Here is a 1,521-nt window from a genome sequence, read left to right on the forward strand (position 1 = left end):
GGCCCGCTTCAGGTCGACCCGGGGCGGGTCGGCGAGTTCGCGCAGCGGGGTGCCCTCGTCGCCGTAGTGGGCGAGGGCGCGCTGCTCGTGCCCGGGCAGCAGGCGGCCGTCCGCGCGGATCACCCGCCACCAGGGCACCGAGCCGCCGTACAGTGCCATCACCCGGCCGACCTGCCGGGGGCCGCCCTGGCCGAGGTATTCGGCGACGTCGCCGTAGGTCATCACCCTGCCGGGTGGAATCCGCTCGGTCAGGTCGAGCACCAGTTCGGCGAACGGCGGCAGGGCGTCCGGAAGACCGTCGTGTGTTGCGTCCGTCACCTGCGGCATTCTTCCTTACAGGGGCGCGTCCGTGGCCCGGTGCGTACGATCCGCCGCGCCCGATCCGCCCCCTGTCCCGCACGGGACGCCGGGGCATGCCACCATCTTCCGGGGCGGTGAGTGGTGATACGAGGACAAGACCAGATGACCGGGACGGCTGACGTGGGCGTGGACAAGGACTCCGACGAGTCCGCCTCCGCCGTGCCGTCGACGCCCGGGAACGAGAGCGAAGGCCGGCCCGAACCGGGCCCGACGCCGGAAGTCTCCCTGATCAAGGACCGAACGATCAAGACCCCCGCACCCGCGAAGGCCCCCGGACAGCCCGGCCCTCCCGCGGCCGAGACCACCTCGGCCCCGGAGCCGGCGCTCCCGACGGCCCCTGCCGTCCCGCCCGAGGACCACGAGCCGCCGGACCACGACCCGCTGGACGAGGCCCCGCACCTGGACGTCGACGAGCCGCTGCTCGCCGCCCGCGCGCACCGCCCGTCCGACCTGATCCGCTTCCTGGCCGGCGTCCTCGGGATAGTCGCCGTCTTCGTGCTGGCCGGCATCGCCACCGGGACCACCAGCGGCATCGAGCAGGACATCGCCTCCAACGCGCCGCACTTCTCCGCGGTGTTCTCCACCATCACCGGCCTGCTCTCCAGCGTCGCGGTGCTCGCCGTGCCGCTGGCCTTCGCCGTCGAACGGCTGATCAAACGCGACGGCCTGCGGGTCGCCGACGGCGTGCTCGCCTCGGTGCTGGCGTACGGCGTCTCGCTCGGCATCGACTGGTGGGTGGCCGAGGGCGCCTCCGAGCACACCCGGGACGCGCTGACCAGGCTGCCCCTGGACAGCAACGGCACCCTCACCGACCCGGTGCACGGCTACCTCGCCCCGGTGATCGCCTACATGACCGCCGTCGGCATGTCGAGCAGACCCCGCTGGCGGGTCGCCCTGTGGGTGGTGGTGGTCTTCAGCGGGGTCACCGAGCTGCTCGGCGGCTACACCACCCCGCTGTCGCTGATGCTCACCGTGCTGATCGGCTGGTCCGTCGCCTACGGCACGCTGTACGCGATCGGCTCCCCCAACATCCGGCCCACCGGCCAGCACCTGATGATCGGCCTGCGCAAGGTCGGCTTCACCCCGGCCACCGTGTCGATGACGTGCTCGGCGTTGTCGACGACCAGCAGCAGCTGCAGCTCGGGGCCGGTCCGCGGGTCG

1 protein-coding gene and 1 pseudogene are annotated in these 1,521 nt (G+C 72.8%); one reads left to right on the forward strand and one right to left on the reverse strand.

The window, feature by feature from the left end:
• Positions 1–327, reverse strand: a 327-nt coding sequence (locus ACIQOV_RS40965; RefSeq protein WP_401056165.1) for an MGMT family protein, incomplete at its 3' end; no start/stop codon positions are given.
• Positions 328–462: 135 nt separating this feature from the next.
• Here ACIQOV_RS40965 and ACIQOV_RS40970 point away from each other — a divergent pair.
• A pseudogene (locus tag ACIQOV_RS40970) lies at positions 463–1,521 on the forward strand (hypothetical protein); the annotation flags it as partial.

Origin of the sequence: Kitasatospora sp. NPDC091257 (assembly GCF_044757675.1) — a bacterium.
Lineage (GTDB): Bacteria > Actinomycetota > Actinomycetes > Streptomycetales > Streptomycetaceae > Kitasatospora > Kitasatospora lactacystinica.